Genomic DNA, 25,116 nt, shown 5'->3' with positions numbered 1-25,116 from the left:
GGGGCGGGTTATGAGTCCGGGACCGACCTTAACCGCTCACCAAAAGCAGCTAAATACGTCTACCCCGGACGCTTTGTTACGACTGGACCGCCTTCTGATTGACGTTACTGGTAGCTATGTAGGTCAGTTTTTCATTGGTTGCTTTTTCTTCTTTGAGGGTCGTTTGCAACAAATCCGCAATTCGGTCCTGGCCAGCCTGCTGCGCCAGGGTTCGGGCCGTTCCGTAGGAAGCAATTTCGTAGTGCTCCATTTTCTGGGCTGCTCCGATAATGGCGGCATCGGCCAGTTCAGCGTCTTCGAACTGACTCAGCAAATCCTGAGCTTCCTCAATCAGCCCCTGCATGGCCAGGCACGTTTCGCCCTCCGGCTCAATTCCCATTTGCTGGGCAATCACCTCCAGCCGTTTTACGTGCTGCTCGGTTTCGCGCTGGTGAACCTCAATCGCCTGGCGGAGCTGGTCGCTCTGGGCCAGTTGCATCAATTGGGGCATGGCTTCCAGCGCCTGCGTTTCGGCGGAGTACAGATCCTGGATCGTGTGCTCCATAAATTCCTGCATGGTTTTCATTGAAATGGAATCGGTTAATTGATTATGTTGGTAAGTTATTCTCAGGTAAAAGACCGCCCGGGGCCGGACGAGTGATGGGGTCAATAGATGGTGTTTTCCCCCTGGTTTGTTTCGTCGTCCACCTGCTTGGTCAGCAATGCGCCCAGTTTTGCCGCATTCAGGCTGTCCATTGCCGCCGTCGGGCCGTGGCTGACCGTGATGTGGAAGACGTGTTGCAGATTCAGAATGTGCAGCGTTCGGCTTTTCGCATCCCAGACGGCTTTTTCCCAAACACCCGGAACCGGCTGCGGGCCTGCTTTCTGTTCGTCGCTGTCCTTCAACTGCGCCGTGGAGAGCTTGCCGGGTGCCGCGTGAGCCTGAATCGAGTCGTTCGGAACGCCCGTTACGGCCCCGTTTCCCGTCGAAGCGGTTTTGCCAACTCCTTCGGTCGGACTTTCCGCGCCGGTTCCTTCGGGTTCCGGACCCGTATAGGGGCGTTTCCGGCCCCGGTTTTTCAATGCCTCGGGCTGATAAAGTCGGTCGAAATAATATTCGGCATGAAAAACCGACTCAAACGGCCGGTCGGCGGTGGTGGAAAGAACCACCAGCTTTTTATTGTTCAGGACGACTTCGCAGGTGTGCTCGCTTTCTGTCATGGTAAAGGGAGCGCCTTCATCCAAATTGAACAGGGTTTTAACGGTCGATTCGGTAACGTAATAGCACGGCATGTTGTACTTGTAATATTCGCTCAACAACCGGGAGCCACTTACCTGACGACCCAATGCATGCCCAGTATGGCGCGCTCCGCCACCACTATCGATATCTTTTGTTCCGGAACTACCTCCTTCGCAGGCCAGCAGCCCCAGCACGAAAATGGACATCCAATACCCTTTCATTGATCCTTTGTTTACGTAAAAAATCCTTCCACCATCGCCGGGATTTCCCAGGGCATTCGGTGCCGCCCCGGCTTTAGTGGAACTGCGTCGGGAAGAGATTGACGAAATTCTTTTGTTAAAATGAGGTTTTGGCCCGGCAACTAAAGGCTGGCGGCTTATTGTCAGCTACTGGACGAACGCCCGTATCACGGCTTGCTGACAAGCACAGACCGAATCCTCATTCTTTTGCTTTTTCGGGTACGTTCTTTCGACGAATACCAGTTGTTAGGGTAATTAACTGAAAACGTAGTAGTCAAAACACAGCGATGAAAAAGGGAATAATGGTAGCAGCGATGCTGGTTGTACTGACTACAATTCAGACGCAAGCGCAGTCAACGTCCGCCAATAGTTCGCCCAGCCAGCAACGAACCGGCTCCAGCGGAAGCGGACAAACAAGTGGGTCGACCGGATTAAACCCTGGTACCAAACCGCAAACCAACCACTCCGACAAGCAGGTTCCCGGAGCCAACGGCCAAACCACGGGATCAAGCGGACGAACCGGCGAAGGCACCCGCCTGGGTACGAAAGGTACAACAGGAGCCGCCAGCACGAACGACCCGTCCGGCGCAGGAACGTCCTCGACAACCGGGCCGCAGAGCCGAAACCGGCGCTCCGGAAAACCGTCGTCTTCTGAGCTGAATACGGGTTCGGAAACGGGATCACGCAATGACAAAAAGACGAAACCAGCGCAGAAACAGAGCCGCAGCTCCGCCGACCCCCGTTCGGGACAATAGTTGTAGACGGATTTTTAACAATAATTTGAGGTGTATTGATTGGTGATGGCAATGACCGCGACTCCTGGTAGTTGCGGTCATTCTTTTACCCGCTCGTTAATCTTTCTTGAAATCGGCCAGCGTGCCCCGGATGATCGTATTCATTTGACTGTGTTGAAACATCGAATTGTTGTCTTTGTCAATCATTTTGCACTGGATCGTCACCAGAAACGGGGTGTCTTTTTTATCGAACAACATCTTCGGCAGGAGCTCCAGGGTATTTCCGGGCCGCATCGTCAGTGGATACACCACCGGCGTGGTCGCCTGTTTTTTGATCAGAATCGGTTCGGGCTGGTGGCCTTCGGCAATTTCTTTGCCGTCAATTGTAACCTTATAATGGGTATCGGTAAATTGAAACGGAAAGCGGTTTTTGTTCGTAATGGCTACTTTGGCGTTTACGTCCGTTCGTTTCAATCCCAGTTTCCCAAAATCCAGGTCTTCTATCTTGATTTCGGGCAGGTAAATTGTGGGCAACCGGCGGGTGATGGTCTGGTGGAAAGTGCGATCGCCCAAGACCGGTACGTCCAGATCAAACGTGCTGCGAACCGTGTACGTCGTGCTGTCGATGTCTTTCCGATCCAGCGTTTTCAATACCGTCAGGAGCTTTTTACTCATTACTTCCATCGGCAGGGTCACGAGTGTGCTGTCGCCGGACTTGACCTCGATCGGTTTTTCGTACGAATCTTCAATGACGGGCGTATTCGCGATCAAAATGGTGTAGCGAAGTCGATTGGCCTTAAAGCCGACGGGCAAGGGGTTGTCAATCAGCATTTTGACATTCATCTTGATCCGGTCGTCGTCGATGCTGGTAATTTCGAGCGTGCTCATTTCCAGCCGGGGTTTAAGCGTGTCATTGAAAGCGCCCCCTTCGTTCTCCGCCCGGTTTTTGAGCCGACTGTACCAGATAAACGCGCCGATGGCTCCGATCAGCAGAATCGAAAGCGCAATGATCCATCCTTTTTTCATAACCTTATGTTTGTAAAGAGAATGAACCGCCGTGCGATGCAGTTGTTTTAGCCGGGCTTTAACAATACGTTTCCGGCCCGGTTTTGCGCCTTTTAAATCTTCTGTAGAGCCTGGTCGGCTGGCCGCTCGCTCATTTCGGCAACTGCTGAAAAAACATTCATACCCGGCTCGCCTTATGTAGCAGGAGTTCCGGCGGAATAAACTCCGGTAATTAACGGGTATAAAACCAATGCGACCGATGAAAATTGGGGAGAGCTTGATGAAAGAGCTCAACAAGAAATACGCTCCCTCGCAGCTGATTACCTTTAAATTCAGCCGCTACGACGTGGCCTTAAAAACCGATGAAGACGGAAACCCGGTTTTGATGTACATCGGCAAAGCCAACGATCGGGGCATTATCCGGGGTGATCAGTTCACGCGACGCCTGGTCCGGGACGCAACCGGCGCTATCATCAAAGACCACTGGGATCACAAAGGGAAAGTGTGACCCGTTTTCCCGGTGCAGCTACGTCCTGCTTTCTAAAACCCAAAGATTTTATCCAGCTCGATAACGTGTCGGCCAGCCGATAGCGTTTTGGGTGCCTTGGCCATTTTTTCGGCCAGGAGTTCGGTCGACAGTGGCCGGAATTTTCGAATTAATCCCAGGCTGTTCAGGAATTTCAAGGTGCCCGCGATGATCCGCTCGGCCGGTCGGTCGGTGTCTTTCCGGAGCAGCATGCCGGGTTTGAAAACGATATCCTGCTCGAAGGCAAGGCTGGCAATTTGGTCTTCGAGCTGCCCCTTCATTCGGGAGTAAAACAGTTTACTTTTGGAAGAAGCGTCGTACGCGGAAACGGACACGGCTTTGCGAACCCCATTTTTTCGGGCGATTTCGGCAAATCTTGCTGGAATTTCGTAGTCGATCTGCCATTGTTTCTCCTGGGAGCCTGCCGCTTTCAGGGTGGTTCCCAGGCAGTTGAAAAAGACATCGCCTTTGATAAATTCCGACACTGCTTCCAGCTTATCAAAATCAGTTACAATCTCGCGCAATTTGGGATGAACCGTGCCGCTGGCTCGGCGCACAAACGTTACCACTTCCGAATAGTCCGGGTCCCGCAGCAGGACGTTCACCAGATCCTTCCCCGTCGCCCCGGTTGCGCCAATGATTAGTGCCTTCATATTTTCGATTTGATTGACGGCACAAAATGAGAAAAGCTTTGATAACCACCTAATTAAAAACCGGCCAATTTCGATCCAATTGGCCAGTTTTACATTATTTCCTCACGGCACGACCGGATTCGTCCGTCCGATTTGAAGTAGCAGGTCGGAGACTTCGTGCGGTAAAAATTTTTGAAAGGAGCGCTTAGAGCAGCTCCTTCACACAGTTTGGGAAAACAGCGGCCCGGTTTGCCGGTTTTGCGTCAGGTAGTGGTCAAACACCATGCAGATGTTGCGCAGAAAGGGACGCCCCGCCGGAAGCACCCGCAGGGAAGTATCATCAAAACGGATCAAACCGTCTGCCTGAAAATCCGCCAGTTGCGGGCGGATCCGGCCCCATTCTTCATTCGTCCAGTCGGCTCGTTCCCAGGCGGTTTGGGAGCGGCACATGATTTCCAGAATCATCCGGCGGATTTGGGCGTCTTTCCGGGTCAGCAAATGCCCGCGCAAAACCGGAAATTCGCCCGCGAGAACCCGTTGCCGGTACGACTCAAGGTCCTTTTCGTTCTGCATAAAAGCGGTGCCTGCGTCGCCAATGGCCGAAACGCCGAGGCCAATCAACAGGCTGGTTTGGGTAAGCGTATACCCCATGAAATTCCGGTGTAACTGCCCGGTTTCCTGTGCTTTATACAGAGGATCGTGCGGGAGCGAGAAATGGTCCATCCCAATTTCCCGGTAGCCTCCGGTCTGCAACAGATCACAGCCGATCTCGTACAGTTTTCGTTTGGAGTCACCCGAGGGCAGGTCTTCGTCCCGAAATCCGCGTTGTCCGTTGCCTTTGATCCAGGGTACGTGGGCGTAGGAATAAAACGAAATCCGGTCGGGCCGCATGGTCAATGTTTTCAAAACCGTCTCCCGAATCGTTTCGGGGCACTGAAAAGGCAGCCCAAAAACCAGGTCGTGGCTGATGGACGTATAGCCAACGGTTCGGGCCAGCTCGGTCACCAGCCGGACCTGGGCGGCCGGTTGAAACCGGTGGATGGCTAGCTGGACCTGCGGATCGTAATCCTGGACGCCGAAGCTAATCCGCCGAAAACCAAACTCATACAGGGTTTGCAGGTGCTCACGAGTGGTGTTACCGGGGTGTCCTTCCCAGCCGTAATCCGGTTCGTCCGTTGGATCGGCCCACCGAAAAATGCCGGTTAAGAGCCGCCGAAGCTGCTGAGGTGAAAAAAAACTGGGCGTTCCTCCGCCGAGGTGAAGTTCGGCGATGCGGGGCCGCTGCGGAAACTGGTCGCAATACAGCGCCCACTCGGCCAGGAGCGTATCGATATACGGTTTTTCGACGGCGTGGTTTCGGGTAATCCGTTTGTTGCAGCCGCAAAACGTACACAGGCTTTCGCAATAGGGCAGGTGAATGTACAGGCTAATGCCGTTGGCGTCATTGTTCCGGCCAAAGGCGTTCGTCAGGCGTTGGCGCCATTCCGGCGGGTTGAAAGTGGCCGTGTCCCAGAACGGAACCGTTGGGTAACTGGTGTAGCGCGGCCCGGCCACATTGTATTTGGTAATGAGCGAATCAGTCATCCGGATACTCTCACCGGGTTCAGCGCCGGTCAGGTTTGCCAAAATTCCTGCTTCCTTTCGTCTGAAACCCGCACCAAAATCAGGTATCGGCCTGATTTATATCAGTTTTTCGCAACCGGGAAACGGCCACCTTTGGGGAAATACCCGCTTGTATGTTGACCGAAACGACGCCGAAAACCGTCTGCTTCCACTGCGGAAGCGACTGCTCCACCCATACCAATCCCTTGTTTTTTGACAATAAACCGTTTTGTTGTTCGGGCTGTCAGACGGTTTATCAGGTCTTGAACGATCACCAGCTTTGCCAGTATTACGACCTGAACGCAACGCCGGGGCAAACTCCGAAAGTGGAGCGGTTTGCTTTTCTGGATCATCCCGAAATTGTCAGTCAACTTATTGATTTTCAAAATGAAACCTGCGCGCACGTGACGTTTTACGTTCCCGCCATTCACTGCTCGTCGTGTTTGTGGCTGCTCGAACACCTGTACCGCATCGATCCGGCCATAACCCAGTCGCGGGTTGATTTTCTCAAAAAGCAGGTGCATGTGGTTTTTAATCCGGCCCAGTCGTCGTTGCGGCAGGTGACTGAATTGCTGACGTCGCTGGGCTACGAGCCGCTCATCAGTCTCAACGACGTGATGAAAGAGCACCAGAAACCGACGTATCGGCCGCTGCTTTACCGGCTGGCGGTGGCCGGTTTTTGCGCGGGAAACATCATGCTCCTCAGTTTTCCCGAATACCTGGGCCTGGACGATGCGGTTTTTAAACACTGGTTCGGGCTCATAAACCTGGTGCTGGCAACGCCCGTGGTGTTTTATTCTGGCTCGGGTTATTTTCAGTCGGTCTGGAAAAGCCTGCGGAGGGGCATGATCAACATCGATTTTCCCATTCTGCTGGGCATTCTGGTCGCCTATTTCCGGGGAACCTACGAAGTTTTCGCGCAGGGCGGAGCGGGTTATTACGATTCATTAACCGGCCTGATTTTCTTTTTGCTGTGCGGAAAGTGGTTCCAGCAACGTACGTACGACTTTCTGTCGTTTGAGCGTGATTACAAATCCTACTTTCCCCTGGCCGTCCAGCGACTTGTGGATGACCGGGAAGTGCCGACGCCCGTGGCCGACCTGCGCAAAGGCGACCGGATTCGGGTGCAGCACGGCGATCTGATTCCGGCCGACGGAATGTTGTATCGCGGGGAAGGATTGATCGATTATTCGTTCGTAACGGGCGAATCGGAGCCGGAACGCAAGCTTCCCGGGGCGTTGCTTTACGCGGGCGGGCGACAAATGGGCGGCCGGATTGAGCTCGAAATTGCGCGGGAAGTTTCGCAGAGTTACCTGACCCAACTCTGGAATAATGACGCTTTCCGGAAAGAGAAGCCCAACCGAGCCCGAACCTTCGCCGATGCCGTCGGAATCTATTTTACACTGACGGTTTTAAGCCTGGCTACGTTAATCGGGGCGTACTGGTATTTTATGGCCCACCAACCAGCTACGGCGGTGAATGCGTTTACGGCCTTGCTGATTGTAGCCTGTCCGTGTGTGCTGTCGCTGTCGTATCCGGTGGCGCTGGGGCACGGTTTGCGCCTGATGAACAAGTGGGGTTTTTACCTCAAAAATGCGGAGGTGATCGAGCAGCTTTCGCAAATCGACACCGTTGTTTTCGACAAAACCGGTACCCTGACGATCCCCGCATCGGAATCCGTTACCGAGCTGAACGAGCGGTTTTTGACGCTTTTCGAACGCTCCCTGATTCGGGCGGTGGTCAGTCAGTCAAGCCATCCCCTCAGCCATCGGCTGAGCCAGCACCTGGCCGATTCGCCCCTGCTGAATGTCGAAAGTTTTGTGGAGTTGCCCGGTCAGGGAATTGTCGGGGTCGTGGACGATCATATCGTAAAAATTGGCAGTGCGGCTTTTATTGGCGGGGGGGAAGAGACGGAAAAAACGGCGGTTCACGTCAGCATCGACGGCACTTTTCGGGCTACCTTTCAGTTCGAAAGCCAGCTCCGACCCGGTCTGGCCAGTATGTTGCAGGAAATTTCCGGTCAGGGAAAGCAGCTTTTTTTGTTTTCGGGGGATTCGGCGGCCGCCCGGGAGCACCTGCGTCCTTTCTTTGCCGACGACGCCATGAGGTTTGGGTGTAGCCCGGAAGATAAACTTCAGCTCATCCGGCAGCTCCAGACCAGCGGGAAACGGGTGTTGATGGTCGGCGACGGGCTGAACGATGCCGGGGCCTTAAAGCAGGCGGATGTCGGGATTGCGGTTACCAACGATTCGCTCCGGTTTACGCCCGCCAGCGATGCGATTCTGGAAAACCGCTCCCTGAAAGCGCTGCCTTCTTTTCTCCGCTACAGCCGGTTTGCCCTGCGGCTGATCCGCTTCAGTTTCGGCGTCTCGTTGCTGTACAATCTGGTCGGGCTTTGTTTTGCCGCCACGGGCCATCTTTCGCCGGTTGTTGCGGCCATTCTGATGCCGCTGAGTTCGGCCACTATGGTGCTGATCGCAACCGTCGGCATGCGAATGAAGGCCGGAACCGGGAGCAGTTTTTTTAAACCGGTTCCGGGCGCAGTTCAATGATTTACTTTTTAAAGCTGGTAACGGTCTTGCCGTCATACCGATACACGCCATCGGCACCGAACCAGATACTCCCCTCCTTCGCTTCCAGGATCCCAAAAAGCATCTTGCCTTCGTTTGGATTTATCTCGGTTACCGTGGGCTTTTTATCGGACAGGGTCTGCCCGTCATACCGGGAAAGTATCCAGCCCTGGGGCCCTTCTGACGTAGTCCAGATGTTGCCTTTTCGATCTTCGAGAACATACCCCACAAAATTCCGGGTAAAATTGGTAAATATCCGGCCGTCATAGCGCCAAAGACCATCCGATCCGGCGAGCCAGACATGGCCTTTTTTATCCTCAATGATCGTCCGAACATTCGTAAAGGGCTTACCCTCGTGGGTTAAAACGGTAAAGGTTTTGCCATCATACAGGCAGGCATTGCCCCGGGTGCCAATCCAGAATTTCCCGGTTTTGTCTTCAATAATTGAATTGACATCATTATGATCTTTGGAGGGATAGCCTTCTTTCAATGAAAAATCCGGGGAGAAAGCTTCTTCATTCATCCGGTAATTTTGAAAGGATTTTCCATCGTAACGGCTTGCTCCGCTCAGCGTGCCGAACCAGATCGCACCGGTTTTGTCTTCGTAAATATCAATAACCTGGTCATTGGCCAGACCGTCTTTGGTTGTGAAATGCTGAAAGGATTTTCCATCGTAATAATAAACCCCTGAACCCACCGAACTGAACCAGAAATTTCCTTTTCGATCCTCCAAAACCGAAAAAAAACGGGCCGAACTCACTTTGCCGGTGACATTGGTAAACGATTTTCCGTCGTACCGAAATACCCCCCCAAAGGTTGCGATCCAGATGTTGCCCTTTCGATCCTGCCTGATCGTACGCGTGATCCGGTTTGGTCCGTAGGGCGTGACTTCGTCGTTGGTTTCAGACTTGATCGTGGCTGTTAGCTGGTCCGTTTTGTTTTGCCCCTGACACAACGTGCAGGAAATAACCATCAACAGCAAAGCATATACGTTTGCGCGTTTCACCATTTTTCTTTTTGCTTTCCGGGATTTTAACAAACCTACCGGTTTTTGTGCTGCGGTTTGGTTAATAGCTTGTTAATGAAACGTTAACGTTGCTTTTGCTGGCGGCCGGTTTTTTTCTAAGCACGTAGTTGAATTAGCCAAATCCGTCCCGATGGGACGGAGTCTTTGTAGACAGGTAGGAGAACTCTGGGCGCATGATTCTGAAACGTGTCTACAAGGCCATCGTTCGTCCCGAACTTGAAAAGAGGTCAGACCGCTTCCCGAGTCGGCCATTTTTTATGAGAAAGTTACCGACATAACTTTCTCATAAAAACGCTCCCGCTTGGGACGAAGGAACCTTAAGTGTCGGCTGCTTACATCGTTAGGCTGATGTTCTGGTTACCGCGCTAATTTCAGACCGAAATCATGGCGTTTATCCACCACGCGCTTAATGAGGCCAAGCTGACCACAATGGTACATCGTGTGCTTGATATTCCAATCAATGGCCTCCCGTTTTGTGGTGGCGATGGGGTGAGGAGTAGAGGTAGGCTCCAGCGGATGATCCAGTTCCGATGCTTTCAGCGTCGCCAGGATAGCCAGCGATTTTTGCTGCATGAATTGTAAATCCGCCAATAACTTGGCTGAATCTACTTTACCTACTGACTGAGACGGAACTGACGCCGTGAATAACTCACTATATTCCCGGATTGGTAACTGCTGGAGTATATCCATCTGGTGTCCCCGGATGACCATAATGGAATGGAAATAGTGACTGATAATCAAGTGCCCAAGCTGCCAATCAATACTTGATTCTACGGTCTCAGGGATGATATTCCACTTGGCAAGCGGCACTGGCTCAACCAGCTTATGAATCCATTGATATGCATTAGCGGTTTGATTGATTAATATCTCTGTTTCAGTCATGGGGAGTAGACGGGTTTGGCTGGATGAAAAGCAGTTACCTACTTGGCGGCTAAGTTATTGTAACTAACCCAAAAAGAAAGCGTGTTCCCGTTTTGAAATCAGATTTTTGAATTGGTACCGGAAACACGCTCTCACCAGACCACCTCCCCGTCAAGCCGGAAACCAGGTCAATAAAACTTACATATACGCTTCGTCGCGGCCGAACCGGAGCTTGATAATTCTCAGTCTGTTGAGCAGACGCAGAAGGGGATAGGCCGGATCAAATTCGTGCCAGCGAAAACCGCCAAAGTTCGCCCGACCTCCGAACTTGTGGTGATTGTTGTGGTACGATTCGCCCATCATCAGGAAATCAAACGGAAGCAGATTTTTGGCGGTATCGTTTACCTTGAAGTTCGTATAACCGTAGCGGTGGGCGTACCAGTTGATAATGGCTCCGTGAACCGGTCCCATGAAAAAATGAAACGGCAGGAGCAGAAACAGCCAGGGTGAGGTCGCAAACTGAATGTAAAACAGCGTATAAGCCGTCCCCCAGGCGATGCGAACCGGCCAGCGGTCGCCCAGCCATTCCATAAACTCCCAGTTGGGCACGCCTTTTTTGTACTTCGCCGGAATCGAATCCCGGTTGTTCAGAATGTCGTTATAATAGGTCCGGGTCTTCCACATCATGTCGACCAGGTTCCGGGAAAAGTCCGGCGAATGCGGGTCCTGGTCGGTATCGGCGTGTGCGTGGTGCAGGCGGTGCATGATGCCATACGCCCGCGGACTGAGAAACGAAGAACCCTGCCCGATGAACGTCAGGATGTAAAAAACTTTCTCCCAGCCTTTGCTCATCGTAAACATCTGGTGGGCGGCATACCGGTGGAGAAAAAGCGTCTGCATCAGTACAGACAGGTACCAATGGGTTAGAAAAAACAGCAGAATAATCATTACGGATCAATCACCAATGCGGATGGTGACAACGAAAAAGGGAAAATAACAGCGGCATTTGGGGCTAAAACTATGCGCCACCGGAATCCCTCATCCTGACTCGTATCAGCCAAAAACATGAGTTTTCTCATCGCCCTGCCAAAGCTGAATTCTATCAGCTATGTGACTGATTTCCCTCATTCGTTACCCTACGGTTTACCCCCAATTTTGGGAATCAAATGGTAAAGCGTATGTCCATTCTCTTTTTTATGATCGGAATTAGTCTGCTGATGGCCCTGGGATTTCTCGGTGCTTTCATCTGGTCGATGCGCACCGGCCAGCAAGACGACCTGTACACGCCATCGCTGCGCATGTTACTCGATGATACGACCCCCGACGAATCCGGGTCCGGTTTTGTCGCCCATCCCAAACCGACCGTCCCAGCCTCCACCAAAACATCTTCTACTGCCGTATGAACGTGACCACCAATCCCCCATCCGTACTGAATCCGCCAGCAAAAACGGCCATGGGACACCTGCCGCCTGGCGAGCAAACCGTTGCCGAACGGTTTGCGTATGACAACACCATTGTCCGCAATTTTGGTATCGCGACCATTATCTGGGGAATCATTGGCATGCTGGTCGGGGTGATTGCCGCCAGCCAGTTGTTTGCTCCGGCGGCCAACCTGGGCAATCAGTATACGACCTTTGGACGCATCCGACCCCTGCACACCAATGCGGTGATCTTTGCCTTTGTGGGGAACGCCATTTTTATGGGCGTCTACTACTCCCTGCAACGGCTTTGCAAAGCCCGGATGTTTTCGGACCTGTTGAGTAAAATCCACTTCTGGGGCTGGCAGCTGATTATCCTGTCCGCCGTTGCCACCCTGCCGCTGGGGCTGACCTCCTCCAAGGAATACGCGGAACTCGAATGGCCCATCGACATCGCCATTACGCTGATCTGGGTCGTTTTTGGCATTAATATGTTCGGTACGATCATCAAACGACGGGAGCGTCACCTGTATGTGGCCATCTGGTTTTACATCGCGACTTTCGTAACGATAGCGGTTTTGCACATCATGAATTCGATGGCCATTCCCGTCAGCTTCCTGAAGAGCTATTCCCTGTACGCCGGGGTTCAGGACGCGCTGGTGCAGTGGTGGTATGGTCACAACGCCGTCGCGTTTTTCCTGACGACGCCCTACCTGGGGATGATGTATTACTTTCTGCCGAAAATGGCCAACCGGCCGGTTTATTCCTACAAGCTTTCCATTCTGCACTTCTGGGCGCTGATTTTTATCTACATCTGGGCCGGACCCCACCATTTGCTCTACAGTTCGCTGCCCGACTGGGCGCAGTCGCTGGGGGTGGTTTTTTCCATCATGCTTATTGCGCCCTCCTGGGGTGGGATGATCAACGGGCTGCTGACCCTGCGCGGGGCCTGGGATAAAGTCCGGGAAGATGCCATTCTTAAATTTATGGTGGTGGGCTTAACTTCTTACGGTATGGCGACGTTCGAAGGTCCCATGCTTTCCCTGAAAAACGTCAACGCCATCGCCCACTTTACCGACTGGATTGTGGCCCACGTACACGTCGGGGCGCTGGGCTGGAACGGTTTTCTGACCTTCGCAATCCTGTACTGGCTGATTCCGCGCCTGTACAAAACGCCCCTGTACTCAAACCGGCTGCTCAATGTGCATTTCTGGCTGGGAACTCTGGGAATCCTGTTCTACGCCGTTCCGATGTACATTTCCGGATTTACACAGGGCATGATGTGGAAGGAATTTACGCCCGAAAGTACGTTGCGATACGGTAATTTTCTGGAAACCACGCTGCAACTGCTGCCGATGCACCGGATGCGGGCGGTTGGTGGAACGTTCTACCTGATCGGAGCAATCCTGATGGCCTACAACCTGTTTAAAACGATGGCCAGCGGAAGCTTGCAGGCCAACGAACCCGCCGAAGCACCGGCCCTGACGAAAGCGTACGTTCCTACCGGAAGCGACCGGTACTGGCACCGCTGGTTCGAACGCAAACCGGTACCGCTGCTGGTGGGCTCTCTGGTGGTCATTCTGATTGGCTCGCTCATCGAACTGGTGCCCACGTTTATGGTGCAAAGCAACGTGCCGACCATTGTGGCCGTTCAGCCCTATACGCCCCTCGAAGTAGAAGGACGTGACATTTACGTCCGGGAAGGTTGCGTCAGCTGCCATAGCCAGATGGTGCGGCCATTCCGCTCCGAAACCGAGCGCTACGGCGAATATTCCAAAGCGGGCGAGTTCGTCTACGACCATCCGTTTCTCTGGGGCAGCAAGCGCACGGGCCCGGACCTGCACCGCGAGGGCGGCAAATACCCCCACGCCTGGCACTACCACCACATGCTCGATCCGACGTCCATGTCGCCGGGCTCCATCATGCCGCCGTACCCCTGGTTAATTGAGCAACAACTCGACGTGTCGAAAACCGCCGATAAGCTGAACGCCCTGAAAAAGCTGGGTGTCCCCTACGACGAGGCAACGATTCAGAATGCCGGCGAAGACCTGAAAAACCAGTCGGCTGAGGTGAGCGGCCAGCTCGCCAAAGACGGCATCAAGGTAAACGCCGACCGCGAAATCGTCGCCCTCATCGCCTACCTGCAACGCCTAGGTACCGATATCAAGAAAATGGAAACCGCTACTAAATGAGTGAAGAGTTATGAGTTAAAAAAGCGTGCGTCAGCCAACTCTTAATTCCTAACTCTTCACTCTTAACTAAAAAAGCCATGTTCAAGCAATTCATCTCTAAAATCCCCGGGGCCGACTTCTATATGGTGGGTTCGTTCCTGACCTTTTTTGCCTTTTTCGTGCTGGTTGGCCTGTATTTGTGGCTGGCCGATAAAAACCACATGGGGCAGATGAGTCGTCTCCCGTTTGAGGATTCATCCACCGATTAACGCCACTGCTTCCTATGAATCTGCTTTTTATTCTTCTGTCGGGCAATCCGTCAACGTTCTGGACGGCTGATCCGGGCCAGGACTCTGTAATTCTGATGCTGGCCATCCTGTTATTGATCGTCATGATTTTTATCGGTGTGGTAGCCCTTTACCTAGTCGTTATTCTGCGAAAAGTGGTAGCGCCTGCCCCTGCTTCGATCAGCAAACCCGTCGATTCCCGCTCGTTCTGGCAGCGCATGGCCGGGCTGCACGCCCTTAATCAGGAAAAGGACCTGATGATGGAGCACGGCTACGACGGGATTCAGGAACTCGACAACCCCACCCCGCCCTGGTTCATGGGGCTATTTTACGGCACGATTGCGTTTGGGATCGTTTACCTGCTTTTGTTTCACGTCCTGAACGTCGGCGATTTGCAAACCGCCGAATACACGCAGGAAGTGGCGATTGCCGAAAAGCAGCGTGAAATGTACATCCAGAAAGTAGCCGGATCGATCAACGAAAATACCGTCGCCCTCGTCAAAGACGCCAAAATGCTTGAAACGGGAAAAACCGTATTCCTGCAAAACTGCGTGGCCTGTCACGGTCCGCAGGGGCAGGGGGGCGTGGGGCCAAACCTGACGGACGAGTTCTGGCTGCACGGAGGCTCGGTCAAAGCTGTGTTTCACACCATTACGGAAGGCGTTCCCGAAAAAGGAATGATGGCGTGGAAAAAACAGCTCAACCCCCTGCAGATTCAGCAGGTAGCCAGTTACATTCTGTCCCTGCAAGGGTCGAAACCCGATGGTGCCAAAGAACCGCAGGGCGTCCGGGAAACCGCTAGTCTTTCCGCGGAAGAGGTAACTAAACAGTAAAATTGGTAAACAAAACGATGGACTCCGACCACAACCTGTCTACACCGGTCGACGACTATTTCCGATCACACCTGCCCAACCAGACCACCGGCGGAAACCGCCAGTGGCTGTATCCCAGGGCAACGTCCGGACGGTTTACGCGCTGGCGGACGGTGGTCGCCATCGGGTTGCTGACGGCGCTGTTTGCGGGGCCCTTTGTCTGGGTCAATGGGCATCCGCTGTTTCTGTTCAACGTGCTGGAGCGCCGGTTTATCTTTTTCGGCGTCACCTTCTGGCCGCAGGATTTTTACCTCGTCGCCATCGGGTTGATCACGTTTATCGTATTTATTGCGCTCTTTACCGTCGTTTTCGGGCGGGTGTTTTGTGGCTGGATCTGCCCGCAAACCATCTTTATGGAGATGGTTTTTCGGAAAATTGAAAGCTGGATTGAGGGCGATTATACCGCCCGAAAACGGCTGGATGCCGGACCCTGGACCACCGAGAAAATCATTAAAAAAGGGACCAAATACAGCGTATTTTTCCTGATTTCGTTCCTGATAAGCAATACGTTTCTGGCCTATCTCATTGGCCGTCAGGAGTGGCTGGCGCTGATCACGGACGGACCGGGCAAACACCTGGGCAGTTTGGCGGCTATCCTGCTGTTCACGGGCGTTTTCTATGCGGTTTTTGCTTACCTGCGCGAGATCGTCTGCACGACCATTTGCCCGTACGGCCGTTTGCAAAGCGTATTGCTGGATAAAAATTCACTCCTGGTTGCCTACGATTACGTGCGGGGCGAACCCCGTGGCAAGCTGAAAAAGGATAGCGTTGATCGGAAAGGCGATTGCATTGACTGCAAACTGTGTGTTCAGGTCTGCCCGACCGGCATCGACATCCGAAATGGAACGCAGATGGAATGCATCAACTGCACCGCCTGTATCGATGCGTGCGATGACATAATGACCAAAATCAATCGGCCGCTGGGGCTGATCCGGATGGACTCGCAGCAGGGCATCGAAACCCGGCAACCCTTCCGGATAACGGGCCGGATTCTGGCCTATACGGCGGTTTTGGCGTCTTTGGTGGGCCTTTTGGTTTTTTTGCTGGTCGGCCGCCCTGCGCTGGACGTGACCGTATTACGCGCTCCCGGCCAGTTGTTTCAGCGGGAAGCCAATAACCGGATTTCGAACCTGTATTCGGTCGAGGTAATCAACAAAACGTACGGCGCTTTGCCCGTCCGGTTCGTGCCTCAGCAGGCCGATGCGGTTTTGCGTTTTGTCCAACCCCTGAACCGGGTTCAGCCCGGCGAACTGACCAAAACTTTATTTTTTATCTCACTGCCCGAAAAAGCCATTCGCGGAAATAAAACTACGCTGACGATTGACGTCCGGGTCGGCGATGCCGTGGTGGATCAGATCGAAACGACTTTTCTGGGGCCGGTAAATCCCGAATAATCATGAACTGGGGAAAATCGATTGTACTTGTTTTTGTTCTGTTTGCCGGTTTTATCGGTACGATGGTCGTGCTGATGACTCGCCAGCACGTTGATCTGGTGCGGGACGATTACTACCAGGACGAAATCGCCTACCAGCAACACATTGACCGCCGGGCCCGCACCGCCCGGCTAAATCAGCCGAATCCGCTGCATTTTGATGAGGTTCGGCAGGAACTCTATTTGCAGCTTCCGGCGGGCTGGGAACAGGGCCAACTGACGTTCTACTGCCCCGCCGATCGGCAACGGGACCAAACGATTCGGCTCAAAACCGGTCGGCAAACCGTTTCAACGGCAGCTTTGTCCAAAGGACTCTGGCGGTTGCAGCTGAGCTGGACGGCGGATGGGCAAACGTTTTACCACGAACAAACTTTACAGATACCATAAGTCATGGCCACCGCCTGGACCTTTTCCGCCCTGATGCTGGGGCTCGTCGGAAGTTTGCACTGCGTGGGCATGTGCGGACCGCTGGCGATGGCGCTTCCGGTCGGGCGATTGCCCGTGGCGCAGCGCTGGCTCGGTGTGGGATTGTACCACCTGGGCCGGATTCTGGCGTATGCGGGTTTGGGGATGGCGCTGGGCAGTCTGGGTCAGGGCTTGCTTTTTATCGGGATGCAACGGCCGCTGTCGATTGCTGCGGGCTTATTCCTGATCGGGTGGACCGTCGTAATTCGGGGGCGGTTTGGGGGATTGGCCGCTCCGAAAGCCATGCACTGGCTGGTTGGACCCCTGGCAGCGGTTTTGAAAACGCCTTCACCGGGCGCTTTTGCGGTGATGGGATTTCTGAACGGTTTGTTGCCCTGTGGTTCGGTTTATATCGCGTTGGCCGGAGCGGTGGTTATGGGAAATGCCCTGGGTAGTGCGGTTTACATGCTGCTTTTCGGGATCGGAACCGTGCCCGCCCTGCTGGCAATTCGGTTGGTTCCGGCTTTTTTTTCCATGCGCTTACGGCAGCGGTTTGTGAAAATGATGCCCCTGCTTGCCGTCGGCCTGGGAATTGTGCTCGTGATTCGGGGTATTTACATGACTCCCCTAACGAGTTCTTCCGAACCGGCGATTCCGCTTTGCCACGGCGTATCGGCGGCCGGAAAATAAGTCCAAAGGAGCGCTTATCGACCGGAAATTGATCTTTACTTCGATAAAGTGTTGCCTAACGCGGATTCGGAAATCCCGAAATCGCCGGGTCGTCGTTTCGTTTTTGTTCTTTCCCCTTTTTCCCGAACTTTACTTCCCGAAAATCCATTGTGTAAAAAACTGGATTGAGGTTTGCTATGATTGAACTTCCCGTAATACCCTCCGAACAACAGCGTAAGAAACGCCCTGATTGGCTGCGGGTAAAACTGCCCATTGGCCCGGAATACGCCAAAGTCCGTAAGTTAGTCGATACCTATCAATTACATACCATCTGCGAAAGCGGAAACTGTCCGAACATGGGCGAATGCTGGGGCGCTGGCACGGCTACGTTCATGATTCTGGGCAACGTCTGCACGCGGAGTTGTACGTTCTGCGCCGTGGCAACCGGCCGTCCGAACGAATACGATACCGACGAACCCCGCCGGGTGGCCGAGGCCATTCTGCTGATGAAAGTCAAACACGCCGTGATTACCTCCGTCAACCGGGACGAACTGAAAGACCGCGGAGCCGAAATCTGGTACCAGACCGTCCGGGCGGTGAAAGAAGTGTCGCCAACGACGACCATCGAAACGCTGATTCCGGATACGAAAGGAAACTGGGACGCCCTGACCCGGATGATTGAAGCCGGTCAGGAAGTGGTTTCGCACAACATGGAAACCGTGGAGCGGCTGTACCGCCGGGTTCGCCCGCAGGCTCGGTACGAACGCAGTCTGGAACAGATCCGCCGGACCAAGGAATACGGCCAGCGGACCAAATCGGGCATCATGCTGGGCTTGGGCGAAACTACCGACGAGGTGCTGAAAGCCATAGATGACCTGGTCGAAAACGGACTGGACATTCTGACGTTGGGTCAATACCTCCAACCCACCAAGATGCACCACGAAGTGATCGAGTGGATTCACCCCGAAAAATTTGCCATGTACCGCGAAGAAGGCCTGAAGCGCGGGTTAAAATACGTCGAATCGGGCCCTTTGGTGCGGTCTTCGTACCACGCCGAGCGCCATGTGAATGTCTGAGAAGGCATAAAACCGCCGTACTTGAGAAGCGGGCGGAGTGGAAATAGGTTTTTAAGCCTTTTTCTGCTCCGCCCTTTTTCGTTTCCTACTTTTTCTGTTTATTGGTTAGGAATGAAAAAATACGACTTCATCATCGCGGGGGGAGGAATGGCCGGATTGAGTCTGGCGTATTACCTGAGTCTTTCGCCCCTGCGCGACCGCTCCATTCTGATTCTGGACAAAGAAACCAAGTCGCGCAACGACCGGACCTGGTGTTTCTGGGAGAAACAGGAAGGGCCTTTTGAGTCGATTTTATTCCGGAAATGGAACACCGTCGAGTTCATCGGAACCACCTTCAGCGGGGCGCTCGACATCGGGGATTACCAATACAAAATGCTCCGGGGCATCGATTTCTACGAATTCATGAAAACGCACCTGGCCCGGTTTCCGTCCATCGAGTTTCGACAGGTAACCGTTAATCGCGTGAAGGATACTCCGCAGGGCGGTTTTGTCATTGCCGACGACGAACCGTACATCGCCGACTTCGTTTTCGACAGCACCCACGCCCTGAAACTGAACAAACCCGAAAACCACAACCTCTGGCAGCACTTCAAAGGCTGGACCATTACGACCGAAAAGCCGTGTTTCGACGTCGGGAAACCGCGAATGATGGATTTCCGGGTCGATCAGCAGGGCGACTGCCGGTTTTTGTACATTCTGCCCTTCGATGAGCGGACGGCTCTGGTCGAATACACCATTTTCAACGACCAGTTGCTGTCGGACGAACAATACGAAACCGCCTTGCTGAGCTACATCGACCGGTTTCTGGATACGGGAGGATACGCGATTCAGGAAACGGAATTCGGCATCATCCCCATGTCGGACGAGCCCACCAGCGAACGACCGGGCAAGCACGTCGTTCGGATCGGCACGGCGGGCGGTTACACCAAACCTTCCACCGGCTACACCTTTCAGCGAACCCAGCGGTATTTGCACGAAATCGTCCAGAACATGGTGGCTAGCGGCAAACCGAAACGTCACAAACCGCCCTTGCGACGCTTTTTCAAGCAGTTTCTGGACAGTGTTCTGCTGAACGTGTTGCAGAAACGCCGTCACCCCGCCGATGATGTGTTTACTCGGCTGTACCAACGGAACCCGCCCACCCAGATTTTCCGGTTTCTGGACGAAGACACCACCTTTGCCGAAGACCTTAAAATTATGACGACGGTTCCGTTAGGGGCTTTTACCATCGCAGCGCTGGACGTGATGCGGAAGCGAATTTTCCGGATTTGAGACTGTTGAAGAATTGTTTGCGCTCAAAAGCTCATTGCTTGAAAAGCCAAAAACCAGCCTGATCAGGCTGGTTTTTGGCAAAATAGCGATCTAATTCCCTTAACGGACCACGGTTACCCGTAAGAAAGTAGCCGAAATAGCGGTAGAATTCGGGTCCGTGCTCGTATTCTGGCTGGCAAACAGCGCTTCCAGTTCACGTTGCAGATCTTCGGCTTTTCCTTCTTTTTCCGCAGCTTCAAAGGCGTTCATGGTCGGGCCGTAATAGTTTCGGAACAGGGCCAGGAAGTCGGCCGGTGGAATGGGCGCCTTGAAGGTATAGCTATCCTTCTCAAAGGAAATATTCGATTCCGGAATACCGGCCTGCCCGAAGCGTTCCAGCACCTGACGCTCAACGCCCCACAGCATGGGACTGATGAAGCCTTCCGGTGGCGGTGGCGTGTAGGCGGAGCTGATCCGCAGGATCTGGGCTACCAGCGTGGGATCTCCCGGAATCCAGTTACCCATCACGATGCGGCCGCCCGGCTTGGTCACCCGCACCATTTCTTTGGCAACGTCGAACGGTTTAGGGGCAAACATGGCACCGAAGATGCTGACAACCAGATCAAAAGACTGATCTTTCAACTCACTCAGATTCGTGGCATCGCCTTCCTGGAAGGTGCAGTTGGTCAATCCTTCGCTCTGGGCGCGCTTGTTACCGGCTGCGACCAGGTTGCGGGCGATATCAACGCCGAGAACATTCGCTCCCAGTTTGGCGGAAGGGATCGCCGTCGTGCCATCTCCGCATCCCAGGTCCAGCACGTTCATGCCCTTGGTAACACCGATTTTGTCGATCAGGGCGGCACCGCTTTCCCGCATGTTTTCGGACAGGCGGGTGAAGTCGCCTTTTTCCCACAATGCTTTGTTTGGATTCATTATTTGTTGCTTAAAAGTAGCGTGAATGATTGGTTTGGTTACAAAAAGTTTCCTGTGCTGTAAATCCGGTACAAAGGTAGGCGTTGTTCCGGCCCGAATAATCACCGAATTCGGTGATTTCCTTGTCACTGAATTCCGTGATTTTCAGCAGTAAGTTACGAGATTTCAATCAATTTTCGACCGCCGACAGATTTCTATTTCTTCTCAAATCCGTTGAAGAGCGGTCGTGCTTTTTTACGCGGTATTTACTTCGTATTCAGGAATTCGGCCATTGGCCACAGATACCGGTTTTGACACGGAGTTTCACGATTGACCCAACAGAACCGCCCCACATTTGTTGGCGGTTCATGAGTAGTATTTTTCTAAAAAATCTTTATTATGTAATAATGACAAAAAGCGTCTTATGCGCCAGCGCATTTCCTATAGCTATTTCATCGGAATCGGCCTTCTGGGTCTGCTGAGTTTTAAAACCAGCTTCGTATCGACCTGGGATGAGGGCCCTTCACCGGCCAAAACGCCCGCCGAAGAACTGGCAACGTTCCGGATTGAGCCGGGTTTGAATGTGCAGCTGGTGGCTGCCGAACCCATGGTGGAAGACCCGGTCGTGCTGACTTTTGACGAAGATGGACGCTTGTGGGTAGTGGAAATGCGCGGTTTTATGCCCAACATCGACGGTACCGGCGAAGACAAACCGGTCGGGCGGATTTCGGTGCTGGAAGATACAAACGGCGACGGGCAGATGGACGCCAGTACGGTTTACATGGACAGCCTGATTCTGCCGCGTTCCATCGCGTTGATTCCGGGCGGGGCTCTGGTGGCCGAAAACAGCCAGTTATGGCTGACGAAAGACACCAACGGCGATCTGAAAGCGGATTCGAAAACGCTGATCGATCCCTCGTACGCCGGAAGCGGTTTGCCCGAACACTCCGGCAACGGCCTCTGGCGCGGCATGGACAACTGGTACTACAACGCTAAATCCCGGCTTCGTTACCGGCTGAACAATGGAAAGTGGGAGCGCGACAGCACCGAATTCCGGGGGCAATGGGGCATCAGTCATGACGACGAAGGACGGCTTTATTACAACTACAACTGGTCGCAGCTCCACGCCGATCTGGTGCCGCCCAACTACCTGTCGCGGAATAAAAACCACACGCCCACTACCGGTATCGACCACGGTCTGACGATCGACCGGCGGGTGTATCCGATCCGGCCCAATCCGGCGGTCAACCGGGGCTATATTCCCGGAACGCTGGACAAGGAAGGACGTTTGCTGGAATTTACGGCGGCCTGTTCACCCCTGTTTTACCGCGGAACCGCCTTACCCAGAGAGTATTACGGCAATGTATTCGTCTGCGAACCCTCCGGCAATTTGATCAAACGCAATGTGGTGGAGGAAAACGGAATCCTGATCAGCGCGAAAGATCCGCATCCGGGTCGCGAATTTCTGGCATCGACCGACGAGCGGTTTCGACCGGTTTTTCAGGCCACCGGCCCGGATGGCGCGTTGTATGTCGCCGACATGTATCGCGGGCTGATTCAGCACAAAGCGTACGTCACGCCGTATTTGCGGGAGCAAACGCTGAACCGGCACCTGGTTTTGCCGGTCAACAAAGGCCGCATCTGGCGGATTGTACCCGAAAACTGGAAACCGGCCAAACCGGTAAAACTGTCGAAAGCGACGTCGGCGGACCTGGTGCGGGAATTGTCGAATCCGGACGGCTGGTACCGGGACATGGCGCAGCGGTTACTGGTCGAGCGAAACGACAAAACCGTCCGGCAGCCGTTGATGGAACTGGCCCGGAAAGGCGAAAATCCGCTGGGGCGGTTTCACGCCCTGTGGACGCTCGACGGCCTGAAACTGAGCGACTCTCAACTGCTTTTGGGTTTGTTGACCGACGAGAATGCGCTGATTAAAACGACGGCCCTGCGGCTGCTGGAACCGATTGCCAAGACCGATAAAACCGTCCGGGCCAAGCTGGAACAGCAACTCCTGAGTAGTTGGGAAAAAGCGCCCATTGAGCAGATTCTTCAGATGTCGTTCACGGCGGAACTGCTGAATCCAAAGGTGTCGCACCAACTGCTGGCCGGGATTGTGAATACATACGGCTCCACCGCGTTGATCCGCGATGCGGCCCTGAGCAGCCTTCAGAATCAGGAATTTGCGTTTTTGCAAACGCTGTTGAAAGCCCCGCAATGGCAAACCCACGAGCCCGCGAAGGAAATTTTCCTGGAAATGCTGACCACCTCCATTGTGCGGAAACGGAATCCGGCGGAACTGTCGGCACTGCTTACGCTGCTGGAAAAAGAACCAATGGGCTGGCAGGAAAAGGCGGTTTTGACCAGCCTGGCCATTCAGGGGAGTACGACGAAAAAACCGATCAAACTGGACGCTGCTCCCAAACTGCTGGCGCGTGCTGGTTCCGGAATCGAACCCTCACGCTTGGAAAATCTGGCGGCTTTATTCGAATGGCCGGGCCATACTGCGGTCAAAGCGAATGCGACCAAAAAGAGCCTGTTAAGTGACGACGAGCAGAAGTTGTTTGCGTCCGGACGACAGCTTTACCTGAGTACCTGCTCGGGCTGCCACGGGACGGATGGTGCCGGTCTGAACCGGTTTGGCCCTCCGCTCGTGGGCTCCGACTGGGTGCTGGGTGATGAAAAACGCCTGGCGTTGATTCTGCTCCACGGCATGGAAGGACCGGTGGAAGTAGCCAAGAAAGTATATAATGCGCCGGATATCCTGCCGGTGATGCCCTCGCATTCGACGATGGACGACGCGTCGATTACGTCTATTTTGATGTACATCCGCAACGAATGGGGAAACAACGCCGGTCCGATTGGCCGCCAGACGGTGGCCATGACGCGCGTCACTTCGCAGGGGCGGGTGGTGCCCTGGACGGCTAAAGAACTGAATACTTACATGCTGGACGCCAAAACTCCGGTCGGGAAATAATACCGGCCGGACTGAATATCAGACTATTCCTAAACCCGCAGTTGTCATGTACAGACGTGAATTTATCCAGAAAGCGGCCGCCGGAGCGTTTGCGCTCTCGCTGCCTAAATTACCCGCGTTCCTGAAAGACGTGCCGATGGGCGTGGTGGTGCACTCCTACGGTTTTCGATGGAATTCAAAGATCGACAGCAGCAAGTACCCCGGTTTTACGAATGCCATCGAACTGGTGGATCATTGCAAGGAAATTGGCGCGGGCGGGGTGCAAACCGTCGTGAAAGACTGGTCGGCGGATTTTGCCAAAAAGCTCCGCAACGAGCGCGAAAAAGTGGGATTGTACCTGGAAGGGTCCATTGGATTGCCCAAAAAACCGGAACAGGTGGCGGCTTTTGAACAGGAAGTCATCAACGCCAAAGAAGCCGGAGCGACCATTCTGCGGACGGTTTGCTCGAGCGGGCGACGCTACGAAACCTACCATTCCAACGAAGAATGGCAGAATGTGAAGAAAAACGCGCTGGTGTCGCTGCAATTAGCGGAGCCCATTCTGCGGAAACACAAGGTCAAACTGGCGGTCGAAAACCACAAAGACTGGCGGGCCACGGAACTGGTGGCCGTGCTGAAACAATTGAGTAGCGAGTGGATTGGCGTCACGCTGGATTTTGGCAACAGCATCGCTCTGCTCGAAGAGCCGATGACGGTGGTGGAAACCTTGTCGCCGTACGTTTTTACGACGCACGTCAAAGACATGGGCGTGGCCGAATACGCCGACGGTTTTCTGCTGTCGGAAGTGCCGCTTGGGAAGGGGATTCTGGACCTGCCGAAGATGATTGCCCTCTGTAAAAAATACAATCCGGCAGTGACCTTCAACCTGGAAATGATCACCCGCGATCCGCTGGAAATACCGTGTCAGAAAAAAGAATATTGGGAGACATTCGGTGATATTCCGAAGTCGGACATGGACCGCACGCTGCGCATGGTCAAGGCCCAGACGTACAAGGCCGGGCTGCCCCGGGTTTCCCAGTTATCGGGCGACGAAAAGCTGGCCATTGAGGAGAAAAACATTGTCGACTGCCTTTCGTACAGTGACAAGAAGTTGGGGATTAAATAAACTAAAGATTTACGGTTTTCAGTATTCGGTTTACGGTGGCTGACGCGTTCGTTATTTGACATTTAATGAACGCGTCAGCTACCGTAAACCGAATACTGAAAACCGTATACTAATCACTTATGAGTAAAG

General features: G+C 53.6%; 23 protein-coding genes. 14 read left to right on the top strand and 9 right to left on the bottom strand.

Going from position 1 to position 25,116, the window contains the following annotated elements:
• Positions 1-76: 76 nt before the first annotated feature.
• Positions 77-565 (bottom strand): ferritin-like domain-containing protein, encoded by a 489-nt coding sequence (locus tag GJJ30_RS00110; protein WP_154171888.1) that lies wholly within the window; start codon positions 563-565, stop codon positions 77-79.
• A gap of 80 nt (positions 566-645) precedes the next feature.
• Positions 646-1,440: a hypothetical protein gene (locus tag GJJ30_RS00105; RefSeq protein ID WP_154171886.1), complete on the bottom strand. Its 795-nt coding sequence runs from the start codon at positions 1,438-1,440 to the stop codon at positions 646-648.
• 305 nt (positions 1,441-1,745) lie between these two features.
• Between GJJ30_RS00105 and GJJ30_RS00100 the strand changes: the two genes are divergently transcribed.
• On the top strand, positions 1,746-2,213 hold the full coding sequence (locus GJJ30_RS00100; RefSeq protein ID WP_154171884.1) for a hypothetical protein: 468 nt from the start codon (positions 1,746-1,748) through the stop codon (positions 2,211-2,213).
• 96 nt (positions 2,214-2,309) lie between these two features.
• Here GJJ30_RS00100 and GJJ30_RS00095 read toward each other — a convergent pair whose 3' ends face one another.
• The gene (locus GJJ30_RS00095; protein ID WP_154171882.1) at positions 2,310-3,218 is read right to left on the bottom strand and encodes an LEA/WHy family protein; all 909 of its coding nucleotides are present in this window, start codon (positions 3,216-3,218) and stop codon (positions 2,310-2,312) included.
• A 229-nt stretch (positions 3,219-3,447) separates the two neighbouring features.
• On the opposite strand from GJJ30_RS00095, the gene GJJ30_RS00090 reads away from it, so the two are divergent.
• A complete protein-coding gene (locus tag GJJ30_RS00090; protein ID WP_229312877.1) occupies positions 3,448-3,705 on the top strand; it encodes a hypothetical protein in 258 nt (85 codons plus the stop codon).
• A gap of 32 nt (positions 3,706-3,737) precedes the next feature.
• Here the strand turns inward: GJJ30_RS00090 and GJJ30_RS00085 are convergent, their stop codons facing one another.
• A complete protein-coding gene (locus GJJ30_RS00085; protein WP_154171880.1) occupies positions 3,738-4,376 on the bottom strand; it encodes an NAD-dependent epimerase/dehydratase family protein in 639 nt (212 codons plus the stop codon).
• A 198-nt stretch (positions 4,377-4,574) separates the two neighbouring features.
• Positions 4,575-5,939, bottom strand: a complete 1,365-nt coding sequence (gene hemN / locus GJJ30_RS00080) for an oxygen-independent coproporphyrinogen III oxidase (RefSeq protein ID WP_154173429.1) — start codon at positions 5,937-5,939, stop codon at positions 4,575-4,577.
• Between the two features lie 152 nt (positions 5,940-6,091).
• On the opposite strand from hemN, the gene GJJ30_RS00075 reads away from it, so the two are divergent.
• Positions 6,092-8,509 carry a heavy metal translocating P-type ATPase gene (locus tag GJJ30_RS00075; RefSeq protein ID WP_154171877.1) on the top strand — a complete coding sequence of 806 codons (2,418 nt, stop codon included), beginning with the start codon at positions 6,092-6,094 and terminating at the stop codon, positions 8,507-8,509.
• Position 8,510: 1 nt separating this feature from the next.
• Here the strand turns inward: GJJ30_RS00075 and GJJ30_RS00070 are convergent, their stop codons facing one another.
• The 3 genes from GJJ30_RS00070 to GJJ30_RS00060 form a co-directional block, all read right to left on the bottom strand.
• Positions 8,511-9,536: a ligand-binding sensor domain-containing protein gene (locus tag GJJ30_RS00070; RefSeq protein WP_154171875.1), complete on the bottom strand. Its 1,026-nt coding sequence runs from the start codon at positions 9,534-9,536 to the stop codon at positions 8,511-8,513.
• A 375-nt stretch (positions 9,537-9,911) separates the two neighbouring features.
• Entirely contained in the window at positions 9,912-10,436 is a 525-nt protein-coding gene (locus GJJ30_RS00065) for a DinB family protein (RefSeq protein ID WP_154171873.1), read from the bottom strand.
• Between the two features lie 177 nt (positions 10,437-10,613).
• Positions 10,614-11,363, bottom strand: a complete 750-nt coding sequence (locus GJJ30_RS00060; RefSeq protein ID WP_154171871.1) for an acyl-CoA desaturase — start codon at positions 11,361-11,363, stop codon at positions 10,614-10,616.
• Positions 11,364-11,593: 230 nt separating this feature from the next.
• Between GJJ30_RS00060 and ccoS the strand changes: the two genes are divergently transcribed.
• The 9 genes from ccoS (at position 11,594) to GJJ30_RS00020 (ending at position 20,017) form a co-directional block, all read left to right on the top strand.
• The gene (gene ccoS, locus GJJ30_RS32245) at positions 11,594-11,818 is read left to right on the top strand and encodes a cbb3-type cytochrome oxidase assembly protein CcoS (RefSeq protein ID WP_229312876.1); all 225 of its coding nucleotides are present in this window, start codon (positions 11,594-11,596) and stop codon (positions 11,816-11,818) included.
• Positions 11,815-14,025 carry a cytochrome-c oxidase, cbb3-type subunit I gene (ccoN, locus tag GJJ30_RS00050; RefSeq protein WP_154171869.1) on the top strand — a complete coding sequence of 737 codons (2,211 nt, stop codon included), beginning with the start codon at positions 11,815-11,817 and terminating at the stop codon, positions 14,023-14,025. The genes ccoS and ccoN overlap by 4 nt, the downstream gene beginning before the upstream one ends.
• A 77-nt stretch (positions 14,026-14,102) precedes the next feature.
• Positions 14,103-14,273: a hypothetical protein gene (locus tag GJJ30_RS31995; RefSeq protein ID WP_170299076.1), complete on the top strand. Its 171-nt coding sequence runs from the start codon at positions 14,103-14,105 to the stop codon at positions 14,271-14,273.
• Positions 14,274-14,287: 14 nt separating this feature from the next.
• The gene (locus GJJ30_RS00045) at positions 14,288-15,124 is read left to right on the top strand and encodes a cbb3-type cytochrome c oxidase N-terminal domain-containing protein (protein WP_154171867.1); all 837 of its coding nucleotides are present in this window, start codon (positions 14,288-14,290) and stop codon (positions 15,122-15,124) included.
• Between the two features lie 17 nt (positions 15,125-15,141).
• Complete coding sequence (gene ccoG, locus GJJ30_RS00040; RefSeq protein WP_154171865.1) at positions 15,142-16,557, top strand: cytochrome c oxidase accessory protein CcoG; 1,416 nt, start codon at positions 15,142-15,144, stop codon at positions 16,555-16,557.
• 2 nt (positions 16,558-16,559) lie between these two features.
• Positions 16,560-16,982, top strand: a complete 423-nt coding sequence (locus GJJ30_RS00035; protein ID WP_154171863.1) for a FixH family protein — start codon at positions 16,560-16,562, stop codon at positions 16,980-16,982.
• Between the two features lie 3 nt (positions 16,983-16,985).
• Positions 16,986-17,690, top strand: a complete 705-nt coding sequence (locus tag GJJ30_RS00030; protein ID WP_154171861.1) for a sulfite exporter TauE/SafE family protein — start codon at positions 16,986-16,988, stop codon at positions 17,688-17,690.
• Between the two features lie 176 nt (positions 17,691-17,866).
• Entirely contained in the window at positions 17,867-18,745 is an 879-nt protein-coding gene (lipA, locus tag GJJ30_RS00025; RefSeq protein WP_154171859.1) for a lipoyl synthase, read from the top strand.
• 111 nt (positions 18,746-18,856) lie between these two features.
• Positions 18,857-20,017 carry a lycopene cyclase family protein gene (locus GJJ30_RS00020; RefSeq protein ID WP_154171857.1) on the top strand — a complete coding sequence of 387 codons (1,161 nt, stop codon included), beginning with the start codon at positions 18,857-18,859 and terminating at the stop codon, positions 20,015-20,017.
• A 99-nt stretch (positions 20,018-20,116) separates the two neighbouring features.
• Here the strand turns inward: GJJ30_RS00020 and GJJ30_RS00015 are convergent, their stop codons facing one another.
• Positions 20,117-21,034 (bottom strand): class I SAM-dependent methyltransferase, encoded by a 918-nt coding sequence (locus GJJ30_RS00015; protein WP_310588181.1) that lies wholly within the window; start codon positions 21,032-21,034, stop codon positions 20,117-20,119.
• 298 nt (positions 21,035-21,332) lie between these two features.
• On the opposite strand from GJJ30_RS00015, the gene GJJ30_RS00010 reads away from it, so the two are divergent.
• Together GJJ30_RS00010 and GJJ30_RS00005 are read left to right on the top strand one after the other, a co-directional pair.
• Entirely contained in the window at positions 21,333-23,882 is a 2,550-nt protein-coding gene (locus GJJ30_RS00010) for a DUF7133 domain-containing protein (protein ID WP_154171853.1), read from the top strand.
• Between the two features lie 46 nt (positions 23,883-23,928).
• Positions 23,929-24,987, top strand: a complete 1,059-nt coding sequence (locus GJJ30_RS00005; protein ID WP_154171851.1) for a sugar phosphate isomerase/epimerase family protein — start codon at positions 23,929-23,931, stop codon at positions 24,985-24,987.
• Positions 24,988-25,116 lie beyond the last annotated feature (129 nt).

Source organism: Larkinella terrae (assembly GCF_009668025.1).
In the GTDB taxonomy this organism is placed as follows: Bacteria; Bacteroidota; Bacteroidia; order Cytophagales; family Spirosomataceae; genus Larkinella; species Larkinella terrae.
The sequence above is the reverse complement of the archived record's forward strand: the minus strand, read 5'-3'. Positions and strand labels throughout refer to the sequence as shown.